This is a genomic window from Allobosea sp. BK604, from assembly GCF_004341515.1.
Lineage (GTDB): Bacteria > Pseudomonadota > Alphaproteobacteria > Rhizobiales > Beijerinckiaceae > Allobosea.
In genome coordinates, this window is the sequence record NZ_SLZF01000008.1 from 257,117 (window position 1) to 280,898 (window position 23,782).

At 65.4% G+C, this 23,782-nt stretch carries 22 protein-coding genes; 7 read left to right on the forward strand and 15 right to left on the reverse strand.

Annotated elements, in window-relative coordinates; all coding sequences use genetic code 11:
• Window positions 1-5: 5 nt before the first annotated feature.
• The 3 genes from EV560_RS24465 (at window position 6) to EV560_RS24475 (ending at window position 3,376) form a co-directional block, all read left to right on the forward strand.
• Window positions 6-1,034 (forward strand): 2-dehydropantoate 2-reductase, encoded by a 1,029-nt coding sequence (locus EV560_RS24465; RefSeq protein ID WP_131858432.1) that lies wholly within the window; start codon window positions 6-8, stop codon window positions 1,032-1,034.
• Between the two features lie 63 nt (window positions 1,035-1,097).
• Window positions 1,098-2,510, forward strand: coding sequence for a pyruvate kinase (gene pyk, locus EV560_RS24470; RefSeq protein ID WP_131858433.1), 1,413 nt, complete (start codon window positions 1,098-1,100; stop codon window positions 2,508-2,510).
• A 44-nt stretch (window positions 2,511-2,554) separates the two neighbouring features.
• Window positions 2,555-3,376: a fumarylacetoacetate hydrolase family protein gene (locus tag EV560_RS24475; RefSeq protein WP_131858434.1), complete on the forward strand. Its 822-nt coding sequence runs from the start codon at window positions 2,555-2,557 to the stop codon at window positions 3,374-3,376.
• 109 nt (window positions 3,377-3,485) lie between these two features.
• On the opposite strand, the gene EV560_RS24480 is transcribed toward EV560_RS24475, so the two are convergent.
• The 7 genes from EV560_RS24480 to EV560_RS24510 all read right to left on the reverse strand — a co-directional run bounded on the left by EV560_RS24480 (window position 3,486) and on the right by EV560_RS24510 (window position 13,015).
• Entirely contained in the window at window positions 3,486-4,211 is a 726-nt protein-coding gene (locus EV560_RS24480; RefSeq protein ID WP_131858435.1) for a GntR family transcriptional regulator, read from the reverse strand.
• A gap of 227 nt (window positions 4,212-4,438) precedes the next feature.
• Window positions 4,439-5,368, reverse strand: a complete 930-nt coding sequence (gene sucD / locus EV560_RS24485) for a succinate--CoA ligase subunit alpha (protein ID WP_131858436.1) — start codon at window positions 5,366-5,368, stop codon at window positions 4,439-4,441.
• An 11-nt stretch (window positions 5,369-5,379) separates the two neighbouring features.
• Window positions 5,380-6,576 (reverse strand): ADP-forming succinate--CoA ligase subunit beta, encoded by a 1,197-nt coding sequence (gene sucC / locus EV560_RS24490; protein WP_131858437.1) that lies wholly within the window; start codon window positions 6,574-6,576, stop codon window positions 5,380-5,382.
• Between the two features lie 190 nt (window positions 6,577-6,766).
• Entirely contained in the window at window positions 6,767-8,938 is a 2,172-nt protein-coding gene (locus tag EV560_RS24495) for an acetate--CoA ligase family protein (RefSeq protein WP_131858438.1), read from the reverse strand.
• 310 nt (window positions 8,939-9,248) lie between these two features.
• A complete protein-coding gene (frc, locus tag EV560_RS24500; protein WP_131858439.1) occupies window positions 9,249-10,523 on the reverse strand; it encodes a formyl-CoA transferase in 1,275 nt (424 codons plus the stop codon).
• 14 nt (window positions 10,524-10,537) lie between these two features.
• A complete protein-coding gene (gene oxc / locus EV560_RS24505; RefSeq protein ID WP_131858440.1) occupies window positions 10,538-12,274 on the reverse strand; it encodes an oxalyl-CoA decarboxylase in 1,737 nt (578 codons plus the stop codon).
• A gap of 54 nt (window positions 12,275-12,328) precedes the next feature.
• Entirely contained in the window at window positions 12,329-13,015 is a 687-nt protein-coding gene (locus EV560_RS24510; RefSeq protein ID WP_131858441.1) for a GntR family transcriptional regulator, read from the reverse strand.
• A 266-nt stretch (window positions 13,016-13,281) separates the two neighbouring features.
• Here EV560_RS24510 and EV560_RS24515 point away from each other — a divergent pair, with 266 nt between their 5' ends.
• The 3 genes from EV560_RS24515 to EV560_RS24525 all read left to right on the forward strand — a co-directional run bounded on the left by EV560_RS24515 (window position 13,282) and on the right by EV560_RS24525 (window position 16,593).
• Window positions 13,282-14,796 (forward strand): tripartite tricarboxylate transporter permease, encoded by a 1,515-nt coding sequence (locus EV560_RS24515; protein ID WP_131858442.1) that lies wholly within the window; start codon window positions 13,282-13,284, stop codon window positions 14,794-14,796.
• A 144-nt stretch (window positions 14,797-14,940) separates the two neighbouring features.
• The gene (locus EV560_RS24520) at window positions 14,941-15,960 is read left to right on the forward strand and encodes a Bug family tripartite tricarboxylate transporter substrate binding protein (protein ID WP_131858443.1); all 1,020 of its coding nucleotides are present in this window, start codon (window positions 14,941-14,943) and stop codon (window positions 15,958-15,960) included.
• 120 nt (window positions 15,961-16,080) lie between these two features.
• Entirely contained in the window at window positions 16,081-16,593 is a 513-nt protein-coding gene (locus EV560_RS24525; protein ID WP_131858444.1) for a tripartite tricarboxylate transporter TctB family protein, read from the forward strand.
• A 110-nt stretch (window positions 16,594-16,703) separates the two neighbouring features.
• Here EV560_RS24525 and EV560_RS24530 read toward each other — a convergent pair whose 3' ends face one another.
• The 6 genes from EV560_RS24530 to EV560_RS24555 form a co-directional block, all read right to left on the reverse strand.
• A complete protein-coding gene (locus tag EV560_RS24530) occupies window positions 16,704-17,219 on the reverse strand; it encodes a c-type cytochrome (protein WP_131858445.1) in 516 nt (171 codons plus the stop codon).
• A gap of 31 nt (window positions 17,220-17,250) precedes the next feature.
• Window positions 17,251-17,868 (reverse strand): TetR/AcrR family transcriptional regulator, encoded by a 618-nt coding sequence (locus EV560_RS24535; protein ID WP_131858446.1) that lies wholly within the window; start codon window positions 17,866-17,868, stop codon window positions 17,251-17,253.
• 1 nt (window position 17,869) lies between these two features.
• On the reverse strand, window positions 17,870-18,292 hold the full coding sequence (locus EV560_RS24540; RefSeq protein WP_131858447.1) for an ester cyclase: 423 nt from the start codon (window positions 18,290-18,292) through the stop codon (window positions 17,870-17,872).
• A gap of 266 nt (window positions 18,293-18,558) precedes the next feature.
• Window positions 18,559-19,323 carry a RadC family protein gene (radC, locus tag EV560_RS24545; RefSeq protein ID WP_131858448.1) on the reverse strand — a complete coding sequence of 255 codons (765 nt, stop codon included), beginning with the start codon at window positions 19,321-19,323 and terminating at the stop codon, window positions 18,559-18,561.
• On the reverse strand, window positions 19,320-20,144 hold the full coding sequence (gene map / locus EV560_RS24550; protein ID WP_131858449.1) for a type I methionyl aminopeptidase: 825 nt from the start codon (window positions 20,142-20,144) through the stop codon (window positions 19,320-19,322). Before map ends, radC begins: the two co-directional genes overlap by 4 nt.
• Before the next feature lie 95 nt (window positions 20,145-20,239).
• Complete coding sequence (locus EV560_RS24555) at window positions 20,240-20,779, reverse strand: TetR/AcrR family transcriptional regulator (protein ID WP_131858450.1); 540 nt, start codon at window positions 20,777-20,779, stop codon at window positions 20,240-20,242.
• Window positions 20,780-20,886: 107 nt separating this feature from the next.
• Between EV560_RS24555 and EV560_RS24560 the strand changes: the two genes are divergently transcribed.
• Entirely contained in the window at window positions 20,887-21,675 is a 789-nt protein-coding gene (locus EV560_RS24560) for an SDR family NAD(P)-dependent oxidoreductase (protein WP_131858451.1), read from the forward strand.
• 7 nt (window positions 21,676-21,682) lie between these two features.
• On the opposite strand, the gene EV560_RS24565 is transcribed toward EV560_RS24560, so the two are convergent.
• The gene (locus tag EV560_RS24565) at window positions 21,683-22,300 is read right to left on the reverse strand and encodes a hypothetical protein (protein ID WP_131858452.1); all 618 of its coding nucleotides are present in this window, start codon (window positions 22,298-22,300) and stop codon (window positions 21,683-21,685) included.
• A 36-nt stretch (window positions 22,301-22,336) separates the two neighbouring features.
• Window positions 22,337-23,731 carry a selenium-binding family protein gene (locus EV560_RS24570; RefSeq protein WP_131858453.1) on the reverse strand — a complete coding sequence of 465 codons (1,395 nt, stop codon included), beginning with the start codon at window positions 23,729-23,731 and terminating at the stop codon, window positions 22,337-22,339.
• Window positions 23,732-23,782: the final 51 nt, after the last annotated feature.

Here is a 23,782-nt window from a genome sequence, read left to right on the forward strand (position 1 = left end):
GGCCCATGAAGATCTGCATCTACGGCGCCGGAGCGATCGGCGGCTATATGGGTGTGATGCTCAAGCGCGGCGGGCTCGATGTCTCGCTGGTCGCGCGCGGCGCCCATCTCGACGCGATCAAATCCAGGGGCCTCACCCTCGTCACCAAGACCGAGACGATCACCGAGCATATGCCGGCGAGCCGGGATCCGCGCGATCTCGGCCGCCAGGACGTGGTGATCATCGCGCTCAAGGCGCATCAGGCCTGGGAATCGGCCGAGGATCTGAAGCCGCTGCTCGGGCCGCAGACCGCGGTCGTCACCGCCCAGAACGGCGTGCCCTGGTGGTATTTCCACGGGCTGGAAGGGCCGCATGCCGATCTGCGCCTGCGCAGCGTCGACCCCGGCGACCGGCAGTGGAACGCGATCGGCCCCGAGCGCGTCATCGGCTGCACGGTCTATCCGGCGACGGAGATCACCGAGCCCGGCGTGATCAAGCATATCTATGGCGACCAGTTCGGGCTCGGCGAGCCCAATCGCCAGGAAAGCGCGCGGCTGGCGCGTTTCGCCGACGCGATCGCCGCCGGCGGGATGAAGCCGCGCGTGTTCACCGATATCCGCGACGACATCTGGCTGAAGCTTTGGGGCAATCTCTGCTTCAATCCGATCTCGGCCTTGACCCATGCGACGCTCGATATCGTCGCGACGGAGCCGGGCACCCGGGCGCTTGCCCGCAACATGATGCTGGAGGCACAGGAGATCGGCGAGACGCTCGGCGCGCGCTTCCGTGTCGATGTCGACCGCCGCATCGACGGGGCGGCCGGCGTCGGCGCCCATCGCACCTCGATGCTGCAGGACCTGGACAAGGGCCGGCCGCTGGAAATCGACGCACTGCTAACCGCCGTCCAGGAAATGGGCCGGCTGGTCGGGGTTCACACTCCCTATATCGACGCCGTGCTAGGGCTCGTGCAGCAGATGGGGCGTGCGAAGGGCGTCTACCCAACCTTCCCGGAGCAGGTCTCCGTGGTGGACGATCGCCAGTTGGTCGCCTCATGATGCGAGAGCCGGTAGGGTCGGCGCGGATTCGCGCCGCCCGAGCCAAAGCATTGTGAGGATACCGTGAAAAGAGATCGACGCGCCAAGATCGTTGCGACACTTGGGCCTGCAAGTTCGGATGCCGAGACGATTCGCCGCCTGTTCCATGCTGGCGTCGACGTGTTCCGGCTGAATTTCAGCCATGGCACCAAGGATGATCACCGCGCGCGCTACGACATCATCCGCGGGCTGGAGAAGGAGGCGAATTATCCGATCGCCATCCTGCAGGACCTGCAGGGGCCGAAGATCCGGCTCGGCGCGGTGCAGGACGGCAAGCAGATGCTGGCGACGGGCTCGTCGATCAAGCTCGTGCTCGACAAGGCGGCGAGTGATGCGCAGCACCTGCATCTGCCGCATGCGGAAATTTTCGAGGCAGTGCTGCCCGGCCACAACCTGCTCGTCGATGATGGCAAGGTGAGGCTGCAGGTCACCGGCTGCACCAACGACATGATCGAGGCCAAGGTCATCACCGGCGGCGTGGTCAGCGACCGCAAGGGCGTCAACCTGCCCGATACCGTGCTGCAGCTCTCGCCGATCACGGCGAAGGACCGCGAGGACCTGGCATTCGGCCTGGAGCTCGGCGTCGACTGGGTCGCCTTCTCCTTCGTGCAGCGCGCCTCCGATCTGATCGAGGCGCATCAACTGGTCGGCGGCCGCGCCGGCGTGATGTCGAAGATCGAGAAGCCCTCGGCCCTGAATGCCATCGACGACATCATTGCGCTCTCGGACGCGGTGATGGTGGCGCGCGGCGATCTCGGCGTCGAAATCCCGACCGAAGACGTGCCGGGCGCGCAGAAGGACCTGGTGCGCCTCTGCCGTCTCGCCGGCAAGCCCGTGATCATCGCGACGCAGATGCTGGAATCGATGATCCAGACGCCGACGCCGACCCGCGCGGAAGCGTCCGACGTCGCGACCGGCATCTATGACGGCGCCGATGCGGTGATGCTCTCGGCCGAGAGCGCGTCCGGCCAGTTCCCGCTCCAGGCGGTCGAGACCATGGACCGGATCATCCGCCGCACCGAGAAGCACCATTCCTACCGCCCGATCATCGAGGCGTTGAAGCCGACGGTCGAGCCGCTGCCGCAGCATGCGGTCGCCGCCGCGGCGGCACAGGTCGCCGATGTGATTGGTGCCTCCGCCATCGTCGCCTTCACCGAGAAGGGCACGACAGCCTATCGCATCGCGCGCCAGCGCCCGGCAGTGCCGATCCTCGGCCTGACGCCGCAGCTCGAGACGGCGCGCCGGCTCGCGCTGCTCTGGGGCACCTACAGCATCCAGACCGAAGAGGTCTCGGATTATTCCGAGATGGTTGACCATGCCGTCGCCGAGGCGCTCAAGGCCGAATACGTCAAGCGCGGCGAGCAACTCGTCGTCGTCGCCGGCGTGCCGTTCCGGCGCGCGGGCAGCACCAATAATCTGAGGGTGGTGGCGGTCTGAGGCCACCAGCCTCCGCACGCCGCCGCCAGAGAGGGAGAGAGACAATGTCCAACTCACCGATCCGGCTTGCGGCGGAGCAGAATGGCGGCGGAGCGGCCCATTGGGTCCGCTTCGCCTGGAATGGCGGCGAGGGCTTCGGCCTCGTCGATGGCGAGGCGATCGCCATTCACGACGGTGACATGTTCGCCGGTGCAGAACCGACCGGCGAGCGCGTGCCGCTCGCCGAGGTGGCGCTGCTGCCGCCGGTGGCGCCGTCGAAGATCATCGCACTCTGGAACAATTTCCACGCGCTTGCCGGCAAGCTCTCAATGCCGGTGCCGCCGGAGCCGCTCTACCTGATGAAGGCGCCGTCCAGCATCGCGGCTCCCGGCGCGACGATCCCGCGCCCGGCCTCCTATGCCGGCAAGGTGGTCTATGAGGGCGAGCTCGGCATCGTCATTGGCAAGCCGTGCAGCCGGGTCAGCCCAGAGCAGGCCGGTGCCCATATCTTCGGCTATACCTGCGTCAACGACATCACCGCCGCCGATCTGATCGCGGCCGACCCAACCTTCTCGCAATGGGTCAGGGCCAAGAGCTTCGACGGGTTCGGACCGTTCGGTCCGGTGGTGGCGAGCGGCATCGATCCGAGCGCGCTCACGATCCGCACCTTGCTCAACGGGCAGGAGCGTCAGAACTATCCGGTCGCGGACATGATCTTCCCGCCGCATGAGCTGGTCAGCCGCATCTCGCACGACATGACCCTGCTTCCGGGGGATCTGATCTGCTGCGGCACCTCGCTCGGCGTCGGCTCGATCAAGGATCCGACCAATACGATCGAGGTGACGATCGACGGCATCGGCACGCTCAGCAACGGCTTCGTGCAGTAGCTTGCCCTAACCCGTCATTGCGAGGAGGCGTAGCCGACGAAGCGATCCAGGGGGACGTAGAGCACGGTTGCACCGGATTGCTTCGCTGCGCTCGCAATGACGGGGAGCCTCACTCGAAAATGTCGGCGTGCTCTTCGACATAGGCTGCGAGGCCGAGCGTGTGGTCGCGCGACAATTCCTCGGCTGCCGCCAGATCGCGCTTCTCCAGCGCTTCGATGATCCTGAGATGGTCGACGATCGAGCGGCTGGCGCGGTCGTCGCGGCCGATGGTCATCTGGCGGATGCCCCGCACGTGCAGCAGCAGGTTGTCGGTCATCTCGATCAGCAATTGCGATTTGCTGAGGCCGATCAGCGCCTGGTGGAAGGCGAGGTTGGCCGATGAATATTCGGCCGCATGGTCGGACGGCTTGTGGGCGTCGCCGAAGGCCTTGAAGAGCGTGCGCAGCTCGGCGATCTCGGCATCGGTCGCGCGCTGCACGGCAAGCCGCACCGCCATGCTCTCCAGCGCCGCCCAGGCCTGGATCATCTCGACGACTTCGTTCTTGGTCTTCTTCAGCACCATGATGCCGCGGCGCGGCAGCGACTTCACGAAGCCTTCCTGCTCCAGCATGGCCACCGCTTCGCGCACCGGCGTGCGGCTGACGCCGAGCTTCTCCGAAAGCTGGCGCTCGTCGATCCAGGTCGGCTCGCGCGAGCCATAGATATCCATGTTGATGATTGCCTGCTTCAGCGCGGCATAGACCTTGGTCTTGAAGGTCTCTTCGGGCGCGAAGCGCTCGAGCACGAGCTTCTGCGTGACGGCGTCGGATGAAGACGTCTGCCTTGGCGCTCTCAACGGTTGCTACTCCTGCATGAACGGGCCGGATATCCGCGAGTCGGCGGCCCGTTGCTGCAGATGCTCTAACAGCTAGACGGCTCGGTTTGAAATGCCGGATATGCGCCGGAACGCTGCATTTTCCTAAAACCGCAAATCCACTTTTCGGGCCGATGCGCTAAACGCCAGCGGCATCCCGGCCGAGGCCGGGATGCCGCTGGGAAGCTTTCGCAGAACCGGGAGCCGGCTCAGAACGACCATTCGATCTCGGCGCAGCGCTTCTGCACCGCGGGCTCGCCATTGAGCAGTTCGACCAGCGTCTTGCCGAGCCGGGCAGGCGAGGGCGAGACGCGGATGCCGGCCGCTTCCATGGCGGCGATCTTGTCTTCCGCGCCGCCCTTGCCGCCGGAGATGATGGCGCCGGCATGGCCCATGCGGCGGCCGGGAGGGGCCGTGCGGCCGGCGATGAAGCCGACCATCGGCTTGGAGCGGCCGCGCTTGGCTTCGTCCCTGAGGAATTGCGCAGCGTCCTCCTCGGCCGAGCCGCCGATCTCGCCGATCATCACGATCGACTCGGTCTTCGGATCGGCAAGGAAAAGCTCGAGCACCTCGATGAATTCGGTGCCCTTGACCGGATCGCCGCCGATGCCGACCGCTGTAGTCTGGCCGAGTCCCTCGCGCGTGGTCTGGAACACCGCCTCATAGGTCAGCGTGCCCGAGCGCGAGACGATGCCGACCGACCCCCGCTTGAAGATATTGGCCGGCATGATGCCGATCTTGGCTTCGCCCGCGGTGACGATACCCGGGCAGTTCGGCCCGACGAGGCGCGATTTCGAGCCCGAGAGCATGCGCTTGACCTTGACCATGTCCATCACCGGGATGCCTTCGGTGATGCAGACGATCAGCGGGATCTCGGCCTGGATCGCCTCGCAGATCGCATCCGCCGCGCCCGGAGGCGGCACGTAGACGACGGAGGCATCGGCGCCGGTCTTGTCGCGGGCTTCCGCGACCGTGTTGAAGACCGGCAGGTTGAGATGGGTCTGGCCGCCCTTGCCGGGCGCGACGCCGCCGACCATGCGGGTGCCGTAGGCGATGGCCTGCTCGGAATGGAAGGTGCCGTTCTTGCCGGTGAAGCCCTGGCAGATGACCTTGGTGTTCTTGTCGATCATGATAGCCATGGTTGTCCCCCTCAACCCTTGCGCACGGCGGCGACGATCTTCTGGGCGGCGTCATCGAGGTCGTCGGCCGGGATGACGTTCAGGCCCGAGGAGCGGATAATCTCCTTGCCTTCTTCGACATTGGTGCCTTCGAGCCGCACAACGAGCGGCACTTCGAGGCCGACCGTCTTCACCGCGGCGATGACGCCACGCGCGATGACGTCGCATTTCATGATGCCGCCGAAGATGTTGACGAGGATGCCCTTCACGTTCGGATCGGCGGTGATGATCTTGAAGGCGGCGGTGACCTTTTCCTCACTCGCTCCGCCGCCGACATCGAGGAAGTTCGCCGGCGATTCCCCGTAGAGCTTGATGATGTCGAGCGTCGCCATGGCGAGGCCGGCGCCGTTGACCATGCAACCGATCGTGCCGTCGAGCGCGATATAGGCGAGGTCGTATTTGGACGCCTCGATCTCCTTGGCATCCTCCTCGGTCTCGTCGCGCAGCTTGAAGACGTCCGGGTGGCGATAAAGAGCGTTGTCGTCGAAGGAGATCTTGGCGTCGAGGCAGCGCAGCTTGCCGTCCTTGGTGACGATCAGCGGGTTGATCTCCAGCATCGCCATGTCCTTGGCGACGAAGGCGGCATAGAGCTTGTTGGTCAGGTCCTCGGCCTGCTTGGCGAGGTCGCCGCTGAGATGCAGCGCCTCCGCCACCGTCCGGCCGTGCAGCGGCATGATGCCGGTCGCGGGATCGACCGAGAAGGTCTTGATCTTCTCCGGCGTGTCGTGGGCGACATCCTCGATATTCATGCCGCCTTCTGTGGAGACGACAAACGAGATCCGCGAAGTCTCGCGGTCGACCAGCATCGACAAGTAGAATTCCTTGTCGATCAGCGAACCGTCCTCGATGTAGAGCCGGTTGACCTGCTTGCCGGCCGGGCCGGTCTGCACGGTGACGAGGGTATGGCCGAGCATCTGATGGACGAAAGCCTTGGCCTCGTCGATCGACTTCGCCAGGCGCACGCCGCCCTTTTCGCCGGCTTCGGGCTCCTTGAAGGTGCCCTTTCCGCGGCCGCCGGCATGGATCTGCGACTTCACCACCCAGACCGGGCCACGCAACTGCCTGGCGGCGGCTTCGGCATCTTCGGCCGTGAGCACGGGGTAGCCGTCGGGGACCGGCACGCCGAATTCCCGGAGCAGCCCCTTCGCCTGATATTCATGAATGTTCATTGCGATCTCTCTCGGAGTTCAGGGAGAGCGACCGGGGCCTTTCCGCGGCGCCGGCCATTCGGAAATAGAAGCCTGGATATTGGACAGGGCTGCCTCCCTCCCGCCGGGGGAGGGAGAAGCGACCGCGCGCTGCGCGGGGGCCGACGACGCGGGACGGAGTCCGGGCGTCGTCGGAGTCGGGTGGTTGCGCTCAGCCCTTGATCAGGCCGGCGGCACGCGCCCACTTGTACTTGGCGCCGAGCACCTCGACGGGCGTCTCCGTGGTGTACGGATAGGCCACGATGCCGTGGTCGTAGAGCTTCTCGCAGGCCTTCTCGACCTCGACATCGCCGACGAGCGAGGCGACGATCGGCTTGTCGATGCCCTTGGCGCGCGCCTCGGTGACGACCTCGATCATCTTGTCGGCGAAGACCAGCGGCGGCGTCACGATCGTGTGCCAGTAGCCGAGGATGAGCGCGTGGATGCGCTCGTCGTTGAGGCCGAGGCGGACCGTGTTCTGGTAGGTCAGCGGCGGCTCGCCGCCGGTGATGTCGACCGGATTGCCGGCCGCGCCGAAGGGCGGGATGAACTTGCGGAAGGCCGCGTCGAGATCCTCCGGCATCTTCATCAGGGTGAGGCCGTTGTCGAAGCAGGCGTCGGAAAGCAGCACGCCCGAGCCGCCGGCGCCGGTGATGATGACGACGTTCTCGCCCTTGGGGGCAGGCAGGACCTGCACGCCGCGGGCATATTCGAGCATGCCACGCAGCGAGGGGGCGCGGATGACGCCCGAGGCCTTGAGGATGTCGTCATAGATCTTGTCGTTGCCGGCGAGCGCGCCGGTATGGGAGGCAGCGGCCTTGGCGCCATAGGCGGTGCGGCCGGCCTTGAGCACGATCACCGGCTTCTTCTTCGAGACGCGCTCGGCGACCTCGGAGAAGGCGCGGCCGTCCTTCAGGTCCTCGCAATGCATCGCGATCACCGAGGTGTTCGGATCCTGCTCGAAGAAGGTCAGCAGATCGTCCTCGTCGAGGTCCGACTTGTTGCCGAGGCCGACGATCGAGGAGACGCCCATCTTGGTCGAGCGGGCGAAGCCGATGATCGACATGCCGACGCCGCCGGACTGCGAGGAGAGGGCCGCCTTGCCCTTGACGTCGAAGGCCGTGCAGAAGGTCGCGCAGAGATTTTCCGGCGTATAGTAGAAGCCGTAGATGTTCGGCCCCATGATGCGGACATTGTGCTTGCGGGCAGTGGCGAGCAGCTCCTCCTGCAGCTCCGGCTCGCCGGACTCGGCGAAGCCCGAGGGGATCATCACGGCGCCGGGAACACCCTTGCGGCCGACTTCGTCCATGGCGCCGTTGCAGAGCTTGGCCGGCACGGCAAAGACCGCGACATCGACCACACCGTCATAGTCGAGGATCGACTTATAGGCCTTGATGCCCTCGATCGTGTCGGCCTTCGGGTGCACCGGAACGATCGTGCCCTTGTAGCCGCCATTGATCAGGTTCTTCATCACCGAGTTGCCGATCTTGCCGGCTTCGTTCGAGGCGCCGATCACCGCCACCGCCTTGGGGTGGAAGATGCGGTTCATCGCCGTGACGATCGCGTCCTGATCCGGGCGGAAGCGCTCCTTGCGCGCCTCGAAATTGCAGACGATACGGGCATCGACCGCGGTCGCGGCCGATTTGGTGGCGAAGACCGGGTTGAGGTCGAGTTCCTCGATCTCCGGGAAATCGTCGAGCAGGGCCGAGACCTGGACGAGGATCGCGGCGAGCGCCTTGCGGTTGACGGGATCGCCGCCGCGCACGCCATCGAGCATCTCCTTGGCCTTGATCGAGCCGATCATGTCGAGCGCCTGGGCTTCGTTCACCGGCGCGAGACGGAAGGTCAGGTCCTTGAGAACCTCGACCAGGACGCCGCCGAGGCCGAAGGCGACGAGCTTGCCGAAGGACGGGTCGGTGATCGCGCCGACCAGCGTCTCGGTCGCGCCCGAGGGCAGCATCTGCTGGACCTGGATGCCCTCGACCTTGGCATCAGCCTTGTACTTCTTGGCGTTTGCCAGGATCGTGTCATGGGCGGAGCGCGCCTCGGCGTCGCTCTTCACGCCAACGATGACGCCACCGGCATCGGTCTTGTGCAGGATATCGGCGGAGACGATCTTCATTACCACCGGGTAGCCCATGCCGGAGGCGAGCTTCACCGCCTCGTCGGCGGATTTGGCCAGGCCTTCCTTCGGCAGGGGAATGTCGTAGGCATCGCAGACCAGCTTGGCCTCCGGTGCCGTCAGGCCGGTGCGGCCATCGGCCTTCACGCCGTCGAGAACTTTGCGTACCGTCGCCTTGTCGGCTTCGCGCTGATCGATTTTCAGGGCTGCTTGCTGCACCATGATCAATTTCCTCCCGTGGAAATCTTGTCGCCGGTCCGGTCTTGCGTGGTGCCCTTTCGCGGGCTGCTCACTCGGCCGGCGTGATATTGGCATTTGGCATGCCAATCATGAATACTGTCAAGTAGGAAAAGCGGCCTGATCAGATTTTGATCGAGATTGTCCTTTTCCTACCGCCACATAGACTTTTAGCCGAGGCCGCGGCGTTTCTGCGGCCGGAGGCGTCGTCGGAAGAAAAAAGGGGCGGAACCTCGCTTTCGGAGGTGCCGCCCCAAGTCGCTCTCGAGGAGGTCGAGGAGCGGTCGGGAAACGGTTACTCGGCTGCAGCTCGCGTCACCGCGCCGGTCGCGCCGGATTCGGTGATCGAGGCGATGCGGGCTTCGTCGAATTTCAGCACGTCGCGCAGCACCTCTTCGGTGTGCTCGCCAAGCAGGGGCGAGCGCTTCACCTCGGTCGGGCTGTTCGACAGCTTGATCGGATTTCCGACGGAGAGGTACTTGCCGCGGGTCGGATGATCGACCTCGACGACCGTGCCGGTGTCACGCAACGACTTCTCCTCGGCGATCTCCTTCATGGACAGGATCGGCCCGCAGGGGATGTCGTACTCGTTGAGAAGGTCCATGGCCTCGAACTTGGTCTTGGTCATGGTCCATTGCTCGATCCGCCCGAAGATCTCGTTCAGGCGCGGCAGGCGGGCCGGCGGCTTGGCGTAGTTCGGGTCGGTCTTCCAGGTTGGCTCGCCGATGACGTCGCAGATCTTCTCCCAGACCGGGGCCTGGGTGATGAAGTAGATATAAGCGTTGGGATCGGTCTCCCAGCCCTTGCACTTCAGGATGCGGCCGGGCTGGCCGCCGCCGGAATCGTTGCCGGCGCGCGGCACGGCATCGCCGAAGGGCAGGCCCTCGCCGAACTGGCTGTATTCCTTGAGCGGCCCGTGATCGAGGCGCTGCTGGTCGCGCAGCTTGACGCGGCAGAGGTTGAGCACGCCGTCCTGCATCGCGCAGTCGACCTTCTGGCCGAGGCCGGAATGGGTGCGGTGATAGAGCGCCGTGACGATGCCGAGCGCGAGGTGCAGGCCGGTGCCGGAATCGCCGATCTGGGCACCGGTGACGAGCGGCAAGCCATCGCGGAAGCCGGTGGTCGAGGCGGCGCCGCCGGCGCATTGCGCGACGTTCTCGTAGACCTTGCAATCCTCGTAGGGGCCGGGGCCGAAGCCCTTGACCGAGGCGACGATCAGCCGGGGATTGGTGGCGTGGATCTTCTCCCAGGTCAGGCCCATGCGGTCGAGCACGCCCGGCGCGAAATTCTCGACGAGAACGTCGCAGATCTTCACCATCTCCCAGAGCACTTCCATGCCCTTGGGGTTCTTGGTGTCGAGCGTGATCGAGCGCTTGTTGTGGTTCAGCATCGTGAAATAGAGGCTGTCCGCATCCGGCACGTCGCAGAGCTGGCCGCGCGTGATGTCGCCGGTGCCGGGACGCTCGACCTTGATCACGTCGGCGCCGAACCAGGCGAGAAGCTGCGTGCAGGTCGGCCCCGACTGGACATGGGTGAAATCGAGAATCTTGACGCCTTCGAGCGCTTTCATTTTTGAATACTCCCTTATTTCTTCTTGAGTGCGCTTTGCGGATTCAGATTGCCGATGCGGCCGCTTTCGCTGCCGGCGGTCGGGTCGATCACCGCGTTGATCAGGGTCGGCTTGCCGGAATCCATGGCGGCATCGACCGCGCGCTTGAGCTCGTCCGGGGTCGTCACGTTGACGCCGACGCCGCCGAAAGCCTCCATCATCTTGTCGTAGCGCGAGTCCTTGACGAAGACGGTCGTGCCCGGGTCGCGGCCGTTCGGATCGGTGTCGGTGCCGCGGTAGATGCCGTTATTGTTGAAGATGACGATGCAGACCGGCAGCTCGTACCGGCAGATCGTCTCGACCTCCATGCCGGAGAAGCCGAAGGCAGAATCGCCTTCCACAGCGAGGACCGGCTTTCCGGTCTCGATCGCGGCGGCGATCGCGAAGCCCATGCCGATGCCCATCACGCCCCAGGTGCCGACATCCAGGCGCTTGCGCGGCTGGTACATGTCGATGATGCCGCGGGCGAGGTCGAGCGTGTTGGCGCCCTCGTTGACCAGGATCGCGTCCGGACGCTCCTTGATGACCGTGCGCAGGGCACCGAGCGCGCCATGGAAATCCATCGGGGCCGAGTTCTTCATCAGCCGCGGCGCCATCTTGGCGATGTTCTCGTCACGCTTGGTGGTGACGGTGGAGATCCAGTCCGCCGGCGGCTTCGACCAGCTGCCGCCCATGCCGTCGAGCAGAGCATCGACGCAGGAGCCGATATCGCCGACCACGGGGGCGACGATCTCGACATTCGAGTCCATTTCCTTGGGCTCGATATCGATCTGGATGAACTGCTTCGGCGCGTCGCCCCAGGTCTTGCCCTTGCCGTGCGAGAGCAGCCAGTTGAGCCGGGCGCCGATCAGCATGACGACGTCGGAATCCTTCAGCACGGTCGAGCGCGCTGCGCCGGCCGATTGCGGATGGGTATCGGGCAGGAGGCCCTTGGCCATGCTCATCGGCAGGAAGGGAACGCCGCTCTTTTCGACCAGCGCGCGGATCGCGTCATCGGCCTGGGCATAGGCCGCGCCCTTGCCGAGGATGATCAGCGGGCGCTTGGCGCCCTTGAGCACGTCGAGCGCTCGCTTGATCGCTGAAGGGGCGGGGATCTGAGCAGGTGCAGCATCGATAACCTTGACCAGCGACTTCTCGCCGGCCTCGGCATCCATCACCTGGCCGAACAGCTTGGCCGGCAGATCGAGATAGACGCCGCCGGGGCGGCCGGAGACGGCGGCGCGTATCGCGCGGGCGACACCGATGCCGATATCGGCGGCGTGCAGCACGCGGAAGGCGGCCTTGCACAGCGGTTTCGCAATCGCGAGCTGATCCATCTCCTCATAGTCGCCCTGCTGCAGGTCGACGATCTCGCGCTCGGACGAGCCGGAGATCAGGATCATCGGGAAGCAGTTGGTCGTGGCGTTCGCCAGAGCGGTCAGGCCGTTGAGGAAGCCGGGCGCCGAGACCGTCAGGCAGATGCCCGGCTGCTTGCTCAGGAAGCCGGCGATCGCGGCGGCGTTGCCGGCATTCTGCTCATGCCGGAACGAAATGACGCGGATGCCCTCGGCCTGGGCCATGCGGCCGAAATCCGTGATCGGGATGCCGGGGACGCCATAAATCGTCTCCACGCCGTTGAGCTTGAGCGCGTCGATGATCAGATGGAAGCCGTCGGTCAGCTCGCGTTCAGTCTCGGGGGCATTCGAAGCTATGCTTTGTACAACTGCGGACATACCGCTTTCTCCCTAGCGTTGTTTCTTGTTTGTCGCGTCGTTTCTTGTTCTTGCTCAGTCGAGCTGAACGAACTGCTCGACGTGATCCCTGAGCTTGAGCGTGTGCTCGCGCACGAGCCGCTCGGCGCGTTCGCCGTTGCGCGCTTCCAGCGCCTCGACGATTTCCTTGTGGTCGATGATCGAGCGGCGGGCGCGATCCTTCTCGAAGATCGTGCGCTGGCGGATCGCCCTGACATGGGTGAAGAGGCCGCTGGTGATGTCGCCGATCAGCTTGCAGCCCGAGAGCGAGATGATCGCGGCATGGAAGCGGATATTGGCGTCGGAATACTCGCCCATATGCGCATCGATATCGGCGCTGTCGAATGTGTCGACGAGCCCGTGCAGGCCGGCGATCTGACTGTCTGAGGCGACCTGCGTCACCAGGCGCGCCGCCATGCTCTCGAGCGCGGCCCAGACCGTGATCATCTCGAGGATCTCGGCCTTGGTCTTGCGCACGATATAGATGCCGCGGCGCGGCGCGATCCGAACCAGGCCTTCCTGCTCGAGCTGTGCGAGGGCTTCGCGCAGCGGCGTGCGGCTGACGCCGAACTGCAGCGACAGCGCGCGCTCGTCGAGTCTGAGCTCGGCGCCGGCGTCATAGATCTTCATCGTGCCGATCGCCGCTTTCAGAGCATCATAAGTGCGGCTCTTGAGGCTCTGCACCTCTTCGATCGGTTGGATGTCTAAGCGCGCTCTGGCCATCGCGAGCCCGGGTCCCCTGCCTTGTGTTTTGGCCGCATGAGCGCATTATAAGAATCTCATGCGGTGGTTTCTGGCATACCATATAATGAAAGAAACGGCACGCGCAATGCCCTATTTGCTGCAATAAAATTGCTGCAACGCAGCCATAAATGGCATATTGCATGCCAGTAAGTTTCATCCTAGGCTAGTTCGAATAAGGCCAGTCGGTTCCGCGTCTCGGTCATTGCGCGGTCCCAGAACCCGGCTAATTTTGGGGATGAAGCGCTATGGAAGAACTGAATGCCCTATTCGGTGGATTCGCTGTTGCACTGAGCGCCTACCATGTCCTGCTCATGGTGATCGGCATCACGCTCGGTGTGATCATCGGCGTTCTGCCGGGCCTGGGCGGCGCCAACGGCGTCGCCATTCTCCTGCCACTGACCTTCACCATGTCGCCGACCTCGGCGATCATCCTCCTGACCAGTATCTACTGGGGCGCGCTGTTCGGCGGCGCCATCACCTCGATCCTGTTCAATATCCCGGGCGAGCCCTGGTCGGTCGCAACGACCTTCGACGGCCACCCGATGGCGCAGAAGGGCAAGGCCGACGAGGCTCTTGTCGGCGCCTTCACCTCGTCCTTCGTCGGCGCGATCTTCGCCGTGTGCCTGATCACCTTCCTGGCGCCGGTGGTCGCCAAATTCGCGTTGAGATTTGGCCCGGCCGAATTCTTCGCGGTGCAATTCCTCACCTTCGCCAGCTTCATCGGCATGGGCCGCGGCTCGGCCTGGAAGACGGTCGCCTCGATGTGCCTGGGCTTCGCGCTCGCCTCCGTCGGCCTCGACAACGTCACCGGCACCCTGCGCATGACTTTCGGCCAGGACGAGCTGCTCAATGGCTTCAAGTTCCTCGTCGCCGTCATCGGCCTGTTCGGCATCGGCGAGATCCTGTCCTCGATGGAGGATGGCCTCAAGTTCAACGGCGCCGCCGCCAAGCTGCGCATGGATGCGGTCATCCGCACCTGGAAGCAGCTGCCCAAGATGACCATGACCTTCCTGCGCAGCTGCATCGTCGGCTGCTGGATGGGCATCACGCCGGGCGGCGCGACGCCGGCCTCGTTCATGGGCTATGGCATCGCCAAGCGCCTGTCGAAGCGGGGTGACAATTTCGGCAAGGGCGAGCTCGAGGGCGTCGTGGCGCCCGAGACCGCCGCCCATGCCGCTGGCACCGCCGCGCTGCTGCCGATGCTGACCCTCGGCATTCCCGGCTCGCCGACCGCGGCTGTGCTGCTCGGCGGCCTGTTGATCTGGGGCCTGCAGCCCGGCCCGCTGCTCTTCGTAGAGCAGAAGGACTTCGTCTGGGGCCTGATCGCCTCGATGTATCTCGGCAACGTCGTCGGCCTGATCATGGTGCTGACCTGCGTGCCGCTCTTCGCTGCGATCCTGCGCGTGCCGTTCTCGATCATCGCGCCGGCCATCGTCTTCGTCTGCGCCATCGGTGCCTACACCGTGAACAACGCGATGTTCGACGTCTGGATGATGCTGGTCTTCGGTGTCCTGGGCTATCTCTTCAACAAGCTGCGCTATCCGCTGCCGCCGCTGGTCCTGGCGCTGGTCCTGGGTGACCAGGCCGAGAGCTCCTTCCGTCAGGCGATGCTCGTCTCGCAGGGCCATGTCGGGGTGTTCTGGTCGAACTGGCTGTGTGGCGGGATCATGACGCTCGGCCTCGTCATGGCCTTCTGGCCGGCCTTCCAGGCGCTGCGGGCCAAGCTCGCGGGAAACGGCGCGGTGGCGCGCCCGGCCTGAAGCGCGACGAGTAGCGTGGCCGCGCCAAAGCGCGGCCACTGACGACGAAACGTCGTCCAAGAATGTCCTCGGGGAGGGGACGCCAACAAAAAGACTTCATGACTGCCAACCGCGGCATCCAAGCCGCCACCAAGGAGAAGCATGATGATCCGGAGGGGAACGTTTAAGGTCACGGGCATTGCGGGGGCACTGGCGCTGGGCGCTGGTTTGGCCTCGCCGGCCCTGGCGCAAGGGTGGGAACCGCAGAAGCCGGTGACGCTGATCATCCCGGCGGGCACGGGCGGCGGCGCCGACCAGATGGCGCGCTTCATTCAGGGCGTCGTCCAGAAGCACAACCTGATGAAGCAGCCGCTCATCGTCATCAACAAGGGCGGCGGCGCCGGCGCCGAAGGCTTCCTGGAGATGAAGGCGAGCGCGGCCGACCCGCACAAGATCGCCATCACCCTGTCGAACCTGTTCACCACGCCGCTCGGCACCGGCTCGCCGTTCAACTGGAAGGACATGAAGCCGGTCTCGATGCTGGCGCTCGACCAGTTCGTGCTGTGGACGAATAGCGAGAAGCCCTACAAGACCACGAAGGACTATATCGACGCGGTCAAGGCAGGCGAGGATCGCCAGTTCAAGATGGGCGGCACCGGCTCCAAGCAGGAAGACCAAATCGTCACGGCGGCGATCGAGCAGCAGACCGGCGGCAAGAAGTTCACCTATGTGCCTTATGCCGGCGGCGGCCAGGTCGCGGTGCAGCTCGTCGGCAACCATGTCGACTCGACCGTGAACAACCCGATCGAGGCCGTGGCGCAATGGCGCGCCGGGCAGTTGCGCCCGCTCTGCATCTTCGATGCGCAGCGCTCGAGCTACACCGCCAAGGTCACCGAGAAGGAAGCCTGGAGCGACATCCCGACCTGCAAGGATTCGGGCCTGCCGGTCGAATACCAGATGCTGCGCGGCATCTTCACCACGAAGAACGCGACGCCGGCGCAGGTGAACTTCTATGTCGACCTGATGAAGAAGGTGATGGCGACCCCGGACTGGAAGGAATTCATGGAGAAGGGCGCCTTCAACCAGACCTTCATGAGCGGCCCCGACTTCGAGAAGTGGCTGACCAGCGCCGAGGCGCAGCATGCCGACCTGATGAAGAAGGCCGGCTTCCTCGCGACGCAGTAACCGCAGCGACCTGATCGAACCGGATCGCGAGCGGGCAGGGCCTCTCGCGATCCGCAGGCACCAACCAATCACCGCGGCGCTGGCGCGATCGAACGTGAGATCCAGCGAGGAGCAAGGCAAATGAGCAGCAACGAAGAAGCCGAAGGCCGTCCGCTCGCCAGTTACCGCACGCTGGATATTGCGGTCGCGATCTTCTTCCTGATCGTCTGCGCGATCGTGATGACCGACAGCCTGCGCCTCGGCATCTCCTGGAAGCCGAACGAGGGGCCGATGCCCGGCCTGTTCCCGTTCTACATCGTCGTGGCGATGGGTATCGCCAGCATCATCAACCTTGCCAAGGCGCTGCCGCATACCGAAGATGGCGGGGAGACGGCGGTGACCTCCGTCGGCCTCGGACGCATGGCGGCGATCTTCGTTCCAGCCGTCATCTTCGTCCTGGCGACGAACTTTATAGGCATCTACGTTTCGGCCGCGATCTATATCGGCAGCTTCATGGTGTTCTTCGGCAAGTTCCCGGTCTGGAAGGCGGCCGTGATCTCCCTCGCGATCGCGATCGTCAATTTCATGATGTTCGAGGTCTGGTTCCTGGTGCCGCTGCCGAAGGGGCCGCTGGAGGCCGCACTCGGCTACTAGAGTATTTCCGCGTTTCGTCGAAACGCGGACGTTTCATCAGCGATGATGCGGCGGAGGGGCCGCGGCCGGGAGGGGGCCGCGGCCTTTGTCATGGGATCAGCGCTTCAACCTCACGGCTTGGGCACGACGACCGTGAAATAGGGGGCCGGGGGTGGCTTGTCGGCGCCGGTGAGGGGTGGGGCGGCGAGCTCGACCGGCTTGAGCCCCTTGAGATAGCGGGCGAGATCGCGCGCGTCAGTGTCGTTCAACGCGGCATAGGACATCCAGGGCATGGCCGGCGCCAGCATCCGGCCGTCGGGACGTACGCCGGTGCGGACCGCGCGGATGATCTCGGCCTCGCTCCAGTTGCCGAGGCCGGTCTGCTTGTCCGGCGTCAGGTTCGGCGGGTAGAAGGTGCCGAGACCGGGGATCTGGAAGCCGATCTGCGAGCCGGCGAGCTTGCGGGCTTCGTCGGGCTTGCCGGCCAGGGCGCCCGGGGTATGGCAGCCGCCGCAATCCATGATGCGGGAGAGATATTCGCCGCGCGACATCGTGCGCTGCTCCTGCTGTGCAGAAAGCGGTGCCACGGTGAAGGCGAGCAATATGGCGAGGCCGGCGCAGAGCCGGTTCCGGGCATGCGTCATCATCTGTCCTCCAGGGGAATCGGCGGTTGGCTCGTCAGTCTCGCGGGGCCGGTCGTCGTGCCGCGTCCACGAGGGCCTTTATGGCCCAATCCTTCACCTTGCGGGCATCGGCATCGCCGAGCTGCAGCACGTCCTTGAAGACCACCATCGCCTCCGTGCCGATCACCAGCGCGAGCGCCTTGCGCAGGCGGTCGAGCGCGGCCGGCTCGAACTCGCCCTCGCTCGGCTGCAGCGCGGCCTCTATCAGCGGCGTGCGACGATTCTGCCGGCGCGGCACGTCGTCATTCTCGTTGCCGATACCGCGCTGCAGGCTGTGCACCAGCATCATCCTGAGCGGCGCCTCGTTGGCAAGGATCATGTCGTGCAGCGCCGTATCGACCTTGCGAAGCCGGGCGACCGGATCGCGCGTCGTCCCGTCCGCGAACAGTTCGTCGGCGCTCGGGATGGCGATATCGAGCGAGGCGTCGAGCAGGAGCGCCTCGACATTCGGGAAATAGCGATAGGCCGTCGCCCGCGAGACCAAAGCCTCCTCGGCGATCTCCTCCAGGCTCGGCCTGCGGCCCTGCCGCATCAGCCGCGCGGCCGCCTGGAGCAGGTCCTTGCGGGTGCGCGACTTCTGGTTCGGGCGCCCGGCTCGTTCGCTGTCGCTCATTTCAGTCCTGAGGCAGTTGCCGGATGATCGCCGCCAGGTCGAGCCAGACATTCTCGCGCCTGATGTCGCCGCTTGCGGCGAACTCGACGACATGCAGCAGCCTGAACTCGAGCGGGCGGTTGCGCCCGTCGAGGCCGAAGGGTTTGCCGGGGGCCTTGCCGCTCCAGAGCGATTCATCGACGAGGAAATCCTCGCCATAGAGCCGGCGCAAGCATTGCACCTTGCTGTCGGCGAGGTCGACGAACATCGTCTCGTAGAAGCGGCGCGCGCCTTCGCGGCCGCGGGTGGGTCCAAGCGGCCAGCCGACGATATCGTGCTCGGCATCCTCGGTCAGTGTCGCCAGCACGCCCTCGACATCGTCTTCATGCTCGAAGCCGAAATGCTCGTCGATCTTGGCATCCATCTCCGCAGGCGTCAGCGCCATGGCCCGATCCTCCCCGACGATCGGCGTTGATGATACTTGGTTTTATAATGAGATTTTTGTCTCACGTCAATATCGAGTCTCATTACGCGCAAGGCGTCATTCCCCACGCGCTGCTGTATGCAATGCTGCTGCGCAGATGCGGGACCGTCGCAGGGAAAGGGCGCCGTTCCACCCTTCAGCAACGGGCGCCTTGTCGTCAGGCGGTCCCGCGTCTGCGTAGCGGCACTTCGCGCCGCGGTGCGCACGGGATGACGCGCGGGGGCGGGCTAAATGAACTTCAGCCCTTTCAGGCTGGCATGCCCGTCCTTGCCGACGATGATGTGGTCGTGGACGGCGATGCCGAGGGGCTTGGCCGTCTCGATGATCTGCTGGGTCATCAGGATATCGGCGCGCGAGGGCGTCGGGTCGCCGGAGGGATGGTTGTGGACCAGGATGACCGCGCTCGCCGAAAGTTCGAGCGCGCGTTTCACCACCTCGCGCGGATAAACCGGCGTGTGGTCGACCGTGCCGGTCTGCTGCACCTCGTCGGCGATCAGCGCGTTCTTCTTGTCGAGGAAGAGGATGCGGAACTGCTCGCGCTCGGCGAAGGCCATCGCCATGCGGCAATAGTCGATGACCGAGGACCAGGAGGAGAGCACCGGCCGCTTGGCGACCTTGCCCTTGGCCATGCGCTGCAGGGCGGCGGCGACGATCTTGAGATCGAGCGCCACGCTCTCGCCGACGCCCTTGACTTCGGTGAGGCGCGGGACCGGCGCGCCAAGCACCTCGGCGAAGGAGCCGAAGCGCTGGATCAAGTCCTTGGCGAGCGGCTTGACGTCGCGCTGCGGGATCGAACGGAAGAGCAGGAGCTCGAGCAGCTCGTAATCGGGCAGGGCATCGGGCCCCGCTTCCTGGAAGCGACCGCGCAGGCGCTCGCGATGCCCCTGATAATGCGGGGGGACGGCAATGTCCGAGAGGACGCCTGGCAGGGGCGGGGCCTTGGCCTTGCGCCCGCGGGTATTGCGAGGGCCTTGGTCGCCCTCGCTGCTCATCGGGCGGCGAGCGGGTTGTCGCGGCCCGTCGGCGAGAGCGTGAAGATCTCGCAGCCGGTCTCGGTGACGCCGACCGTGTGCTCGAACTGGGCCGAGAGCGAGCGGTCGCGGGTCACGGCGGTCCAGCCATCGGAGAGCACCTTCACGCCCGCCTTGCCGAGATTGATCATCGGCTCGATGGTGAAGATCATGCCGGGCTTCAGCGTGACGCCTTCGCCGGGGCTGCCATAGTGCAGGATGTTCGGCGCATCGTGGAAGAGCTGGCCGACGCCATGGCCGCAGAAATCGCGCACCACGGAACAGCGCTCGGCCTCGGCATAGCGCTGGATGGCGAAGCCGATATCGCCGGTCGTGGCGCCGGCGCGCACGGCCTTGATGCCGCGCAGCAGGCTCTCATAGGTGATCTCGACCAGCCGCTCCGCCTTGCGCGGGATCTCGCCGACGCCGTACATCCGGCTGGAATCGCCGTGCCAGCCATCGACGATCAGGGTGTAGTCGATATTGAGGATATCGCCTTCGCGCAGCGGCTTGTCGTCCGGGATGCCGTGACAGACGACATGGTTGATCGAAGTGCAGATCGACTTGGTGTAGCCGCGATAGAACAGGGTCGCGGGAAAGGCGCCATTGTCCATGGCGAACTGGAAGGCGAGATCGTCGAGCTGCTGCGTGGTCACGCCCGGCTTGACGTAGCCGCCGAGCATGTCGAGTCCCTGCGCGGTCAGACGGCCGGCCTTGTGCATGGCCGCGAAGGCGTCGGGGCCATGGAGTTTGATCACGGGATCGCGCATCCGCGACCGCCCCAATGTCTCGTCGAATGTCATGATGGGCAAGCTGCTCCTTGCTCGCCATTATCTATTGTCTTTGGCCGCGGGTGCAAGGTTATTGCGCGTGCACACGCTCTGATCGTCGGCCGCGCTCAGGCCCGGTCGATCCAGGCGCGGGTCTGCTGGAGCATCTCGTCCGACAGCTCCAGATCGTCGCTGAGCCGCGCCAGGATCACCGCGCCGACCATGGCCGCCCAGGAGCCGATCGCGGCGCGGCGCTTCTCCTCCCCGGTTGCGCCGGGCGCGCTGCGGCTCAGCCGCTCGATCTGCCGCCTCAGCCCGGCCGTCATGGCCGCGCGCGCCTGCGGCGACTGGCGGATCGTCTCGGCGCCGAGCCCGGCAGTGGTGCAGCCGCCGGAGAGATCGGCGCAATGGCCGGGCGCCAGATAGCCCTCGGCGAAGCGGGCGAGGTCGATCTCGCCCGAGCCGGGTGCGAGGGCATGGGCCAGCGTCTCGGCGATGAGATCGTCCTTCGACTCGAAATGCCCGTAGAAGCCGCCATGGGTCAGGCCGGCGGCCTTCATCACCTCGGCCACCGTGACGGATTCGAAGCCGCGGGCCCGGAACAGCCTGCCGGCCTCCTCCAGGATCCTCTGCCGGTTCAACGCCATCTGCTCGCGGCTGACTTTCATCACGTTCTCCTGATCGTGCTTGACAGCATACATGATGACGATCATCAATGCACATATATGATCGTGGTCATGAATAATTCCCGGCCACATGCTTCAGGAGAAGTCCCATGACCGTTCATCCCGCTGTCCTGATCACCGGCGCCTCGACCGGCATCGGCGCCGTCTATGCCGATCGCTTCGCCGGGCGCGGCCATGACCTCGTGCTGGTGGCGCGCGACCTTGCCCGCATGGAGGCGCTGGCCGAGCGCCTGCGCCGTGAGACCGGTGTCGCAGTCGACATCATCAAGGCCGATCTTACCGATGCCGCCGATCTCGCCACGATCGAGACGCGGCTGCGCGAGGACGCGCGCATCGGGGTGCTCGTCAACAATGCCGGTGCTGGCGCGGCCGGCGGCTTCCTCGAGCAGACCCCGGATGATCTGACCAAGCTGATCAATCTCAACGTCGTGGCGCTCACCCGGCTCGCCAATGCCGTCGCGCCGCGCTTCGCCAGGGAAGGGCAGGGCGCCATCGTCAATCTCGCCTCGGTCGTCGGGCTCGCGCCGGAGATCGGCATGAGCGTCTATGGCGCGACCAAGGCCTTCGTTCTTTTCCTGACGCAGGGCCTTAATCTCGAGCTCGGCCCGAAGGGCGTCTATGTCCAGGCCGTGCTGCCGGCCGCCACCCGCACCGAGATCTGGGAGCGCTCCGGCCGCGACGTGAACACGATCCAGGGCGTGATGGAGGTCGATGCGCTGGTGGATGCCGCGCTCGTCGGCTTCGACCGGCGCGAGACCGTCACCATCCCGCCGCTGCAGGATCTCGGCCAGTGGATCGCCTTCGATCAGGCCCGGCAGGCGATGGTGCCGAATTTCCTGCAATCCGAGCCGGCCGAGCGCTATCGCAAGGCCGCCTGAGGCCGGTTCAGAGGATCAGGCTCAGCCCCGTCGCCGTCAGCGCGGCGATCCAGAGCGCGTCGAGATTGATCCAGCCGCGCCGGAGGATGCCGACGCCGAGCCATTCGAACACGGCCGCCGCGATTGCGGCCGTGACCGCCAGCATTGCCGCCATGTGCAGGCCGATGGCAGCGAGCGAGACCGGCAGCGAGCCGGCCGCGGTCAGCTCGCGCGCCGGGGTCGCCGCGAGGCAGAGCGGGATGATGACCGGCACGAGCATCAGCCCGGCGCCATGGCTCGTCGCCATCAGGAAGGACCAGAGGCCGAGGCCGGCGAGCCCGGTCTGCATGCCCACCCGCACGCGATGGCGGTGGCCATAGAGCATGTGCCAGGCGGCCCACAAGATCAGCAACGTGCCGGAGATCAGCCGGAGCAGATGCGGGTCGACCACCATGCCGAGGGCGACGACGAGCGCCACCACGACCGCGACCGAGAGGGCATGACCGAGCGCGATCGGCAGGAGCGACAGCCACATCGCGCGGCGGCTGTCGCGGTTGAGGCCAAGCGCGACGGCGAAGAGCCAGCCCATGGCCGGGTTGAGGCCATGGAAGGCGCCGAGCCCTGCGAGCACGAGCCAGGGCGACATCTCACGTGCGCCCCGCCCGGGCGCAGACGGAGCGCATCAGGGATAGCAATAGGAATCGGACGAGCAGTCGCCGCCCTCCAGCCTGACCTGATGCGGCCGATGCCCTTTCGGCCAGTCGACGAAGAACTTTTCGTCGAAGCGGATGCCGCCATTCTCACCGGCATTGAGCTTCACCATCCAGCCGTCGATCCCGTCAGGATAGAATTGCGGGTCGATCGCGCCATAGAGCGAGTTGGTGAAATAGATACGCTTGCCGTCGCGGCTGATCTCGACCATTTGCGGGCCGCCATTGAGCTTGCCGTTCTTGGAGCCGGGATGGCCGGCGCGCGAGACGATGCCGCCGATCCGCACGCGGCCGGTCTCGACCGGCTTGAACGGGTCGGAGACGTCGTACTGGATCATGTCGCCGGTGCCCCAGCAGGAGACATAGAGGAATCGGTCATCCATCGAGAGGTCGATATCGGTGACGAGCGGGGCGACGGCGCCAAAGCCCTTCAGGACCGGCGGCAGCAGCGCGGGATCGGCCGGCTCGGCCGGGATCTCGATCACCTTCTTGACCGCCCATTTGCCGTCGTCGCGATACCACGTCCAGATCGAGGCCGAGAGATCCTTCAGGCTGATGACGCAGCCGACGAAGCCATAGGCCTTGCGCGGATCGTGGGCGGGCCTGAGCTCGAAGACGAGCTGGTGCTCCTCGCCGAAATCGATCTCCTGCACATGCTTGCGCTTGTGCAGGTCCCAGAAATGCAGGCGCCTTCCGTATTTGCTGCCGAGCAGCACCTCGGGCACCAGCCCGTTCTCGAACGTGTCGGGCGTGCCCCATTCGCTGGTGATCATCGTGTCATGGCCGAGATGCCACCAGAAATCATAGGCGAGCTTCTGCGGGCCGCGCTCCATCTCCCATTGGCCCATCACGTCGAAGCTGACGGGATCGATCAGGAAGATGCCGCCCGGCTCCTTGCCCTCGGCATTCCCGAGCGCGTTGACGTAGATGCCCTCCGGCCCGCAATGGATCGTGTGCAGGCGGGAATAGCCGGCCCGCTCGGCGATCTCCTCGGGCTCGATCACCTTGACGATCTTCGGCTGACGCGGCTCGGGCCTGGTGTCGATGATGTGCAGCCGCGACGAACGCAGGCCGGGCACGATGAGATAGCGCCGTTCCATATGCGGATGCGGCGCGTTCGGGCACAGGCAGGAGGAGCAGGCGTTCCAGCCGAAATGATGCAGCTCGTCGCCAATATTCGGCATCTCGACCTGGCCGACGATGCGAGAATAGCTCGGGGAGCCCGGGTCGAGATCGACCACGGCGATGGTGTCGGGCTTTTGGCGCTCCGGATCGAACGCCGCGACATAGGCCAGGGTCTCGACCGGGGCCTTGGCCGCGAGCCGGGGCGAAGGATAGAACGAGGGATCAGGTCGCCAGCTTGCCATGATCAGTCTCCCGAGCACCCCCCAGCGCCCCGGACGAAATCTCACTCTATA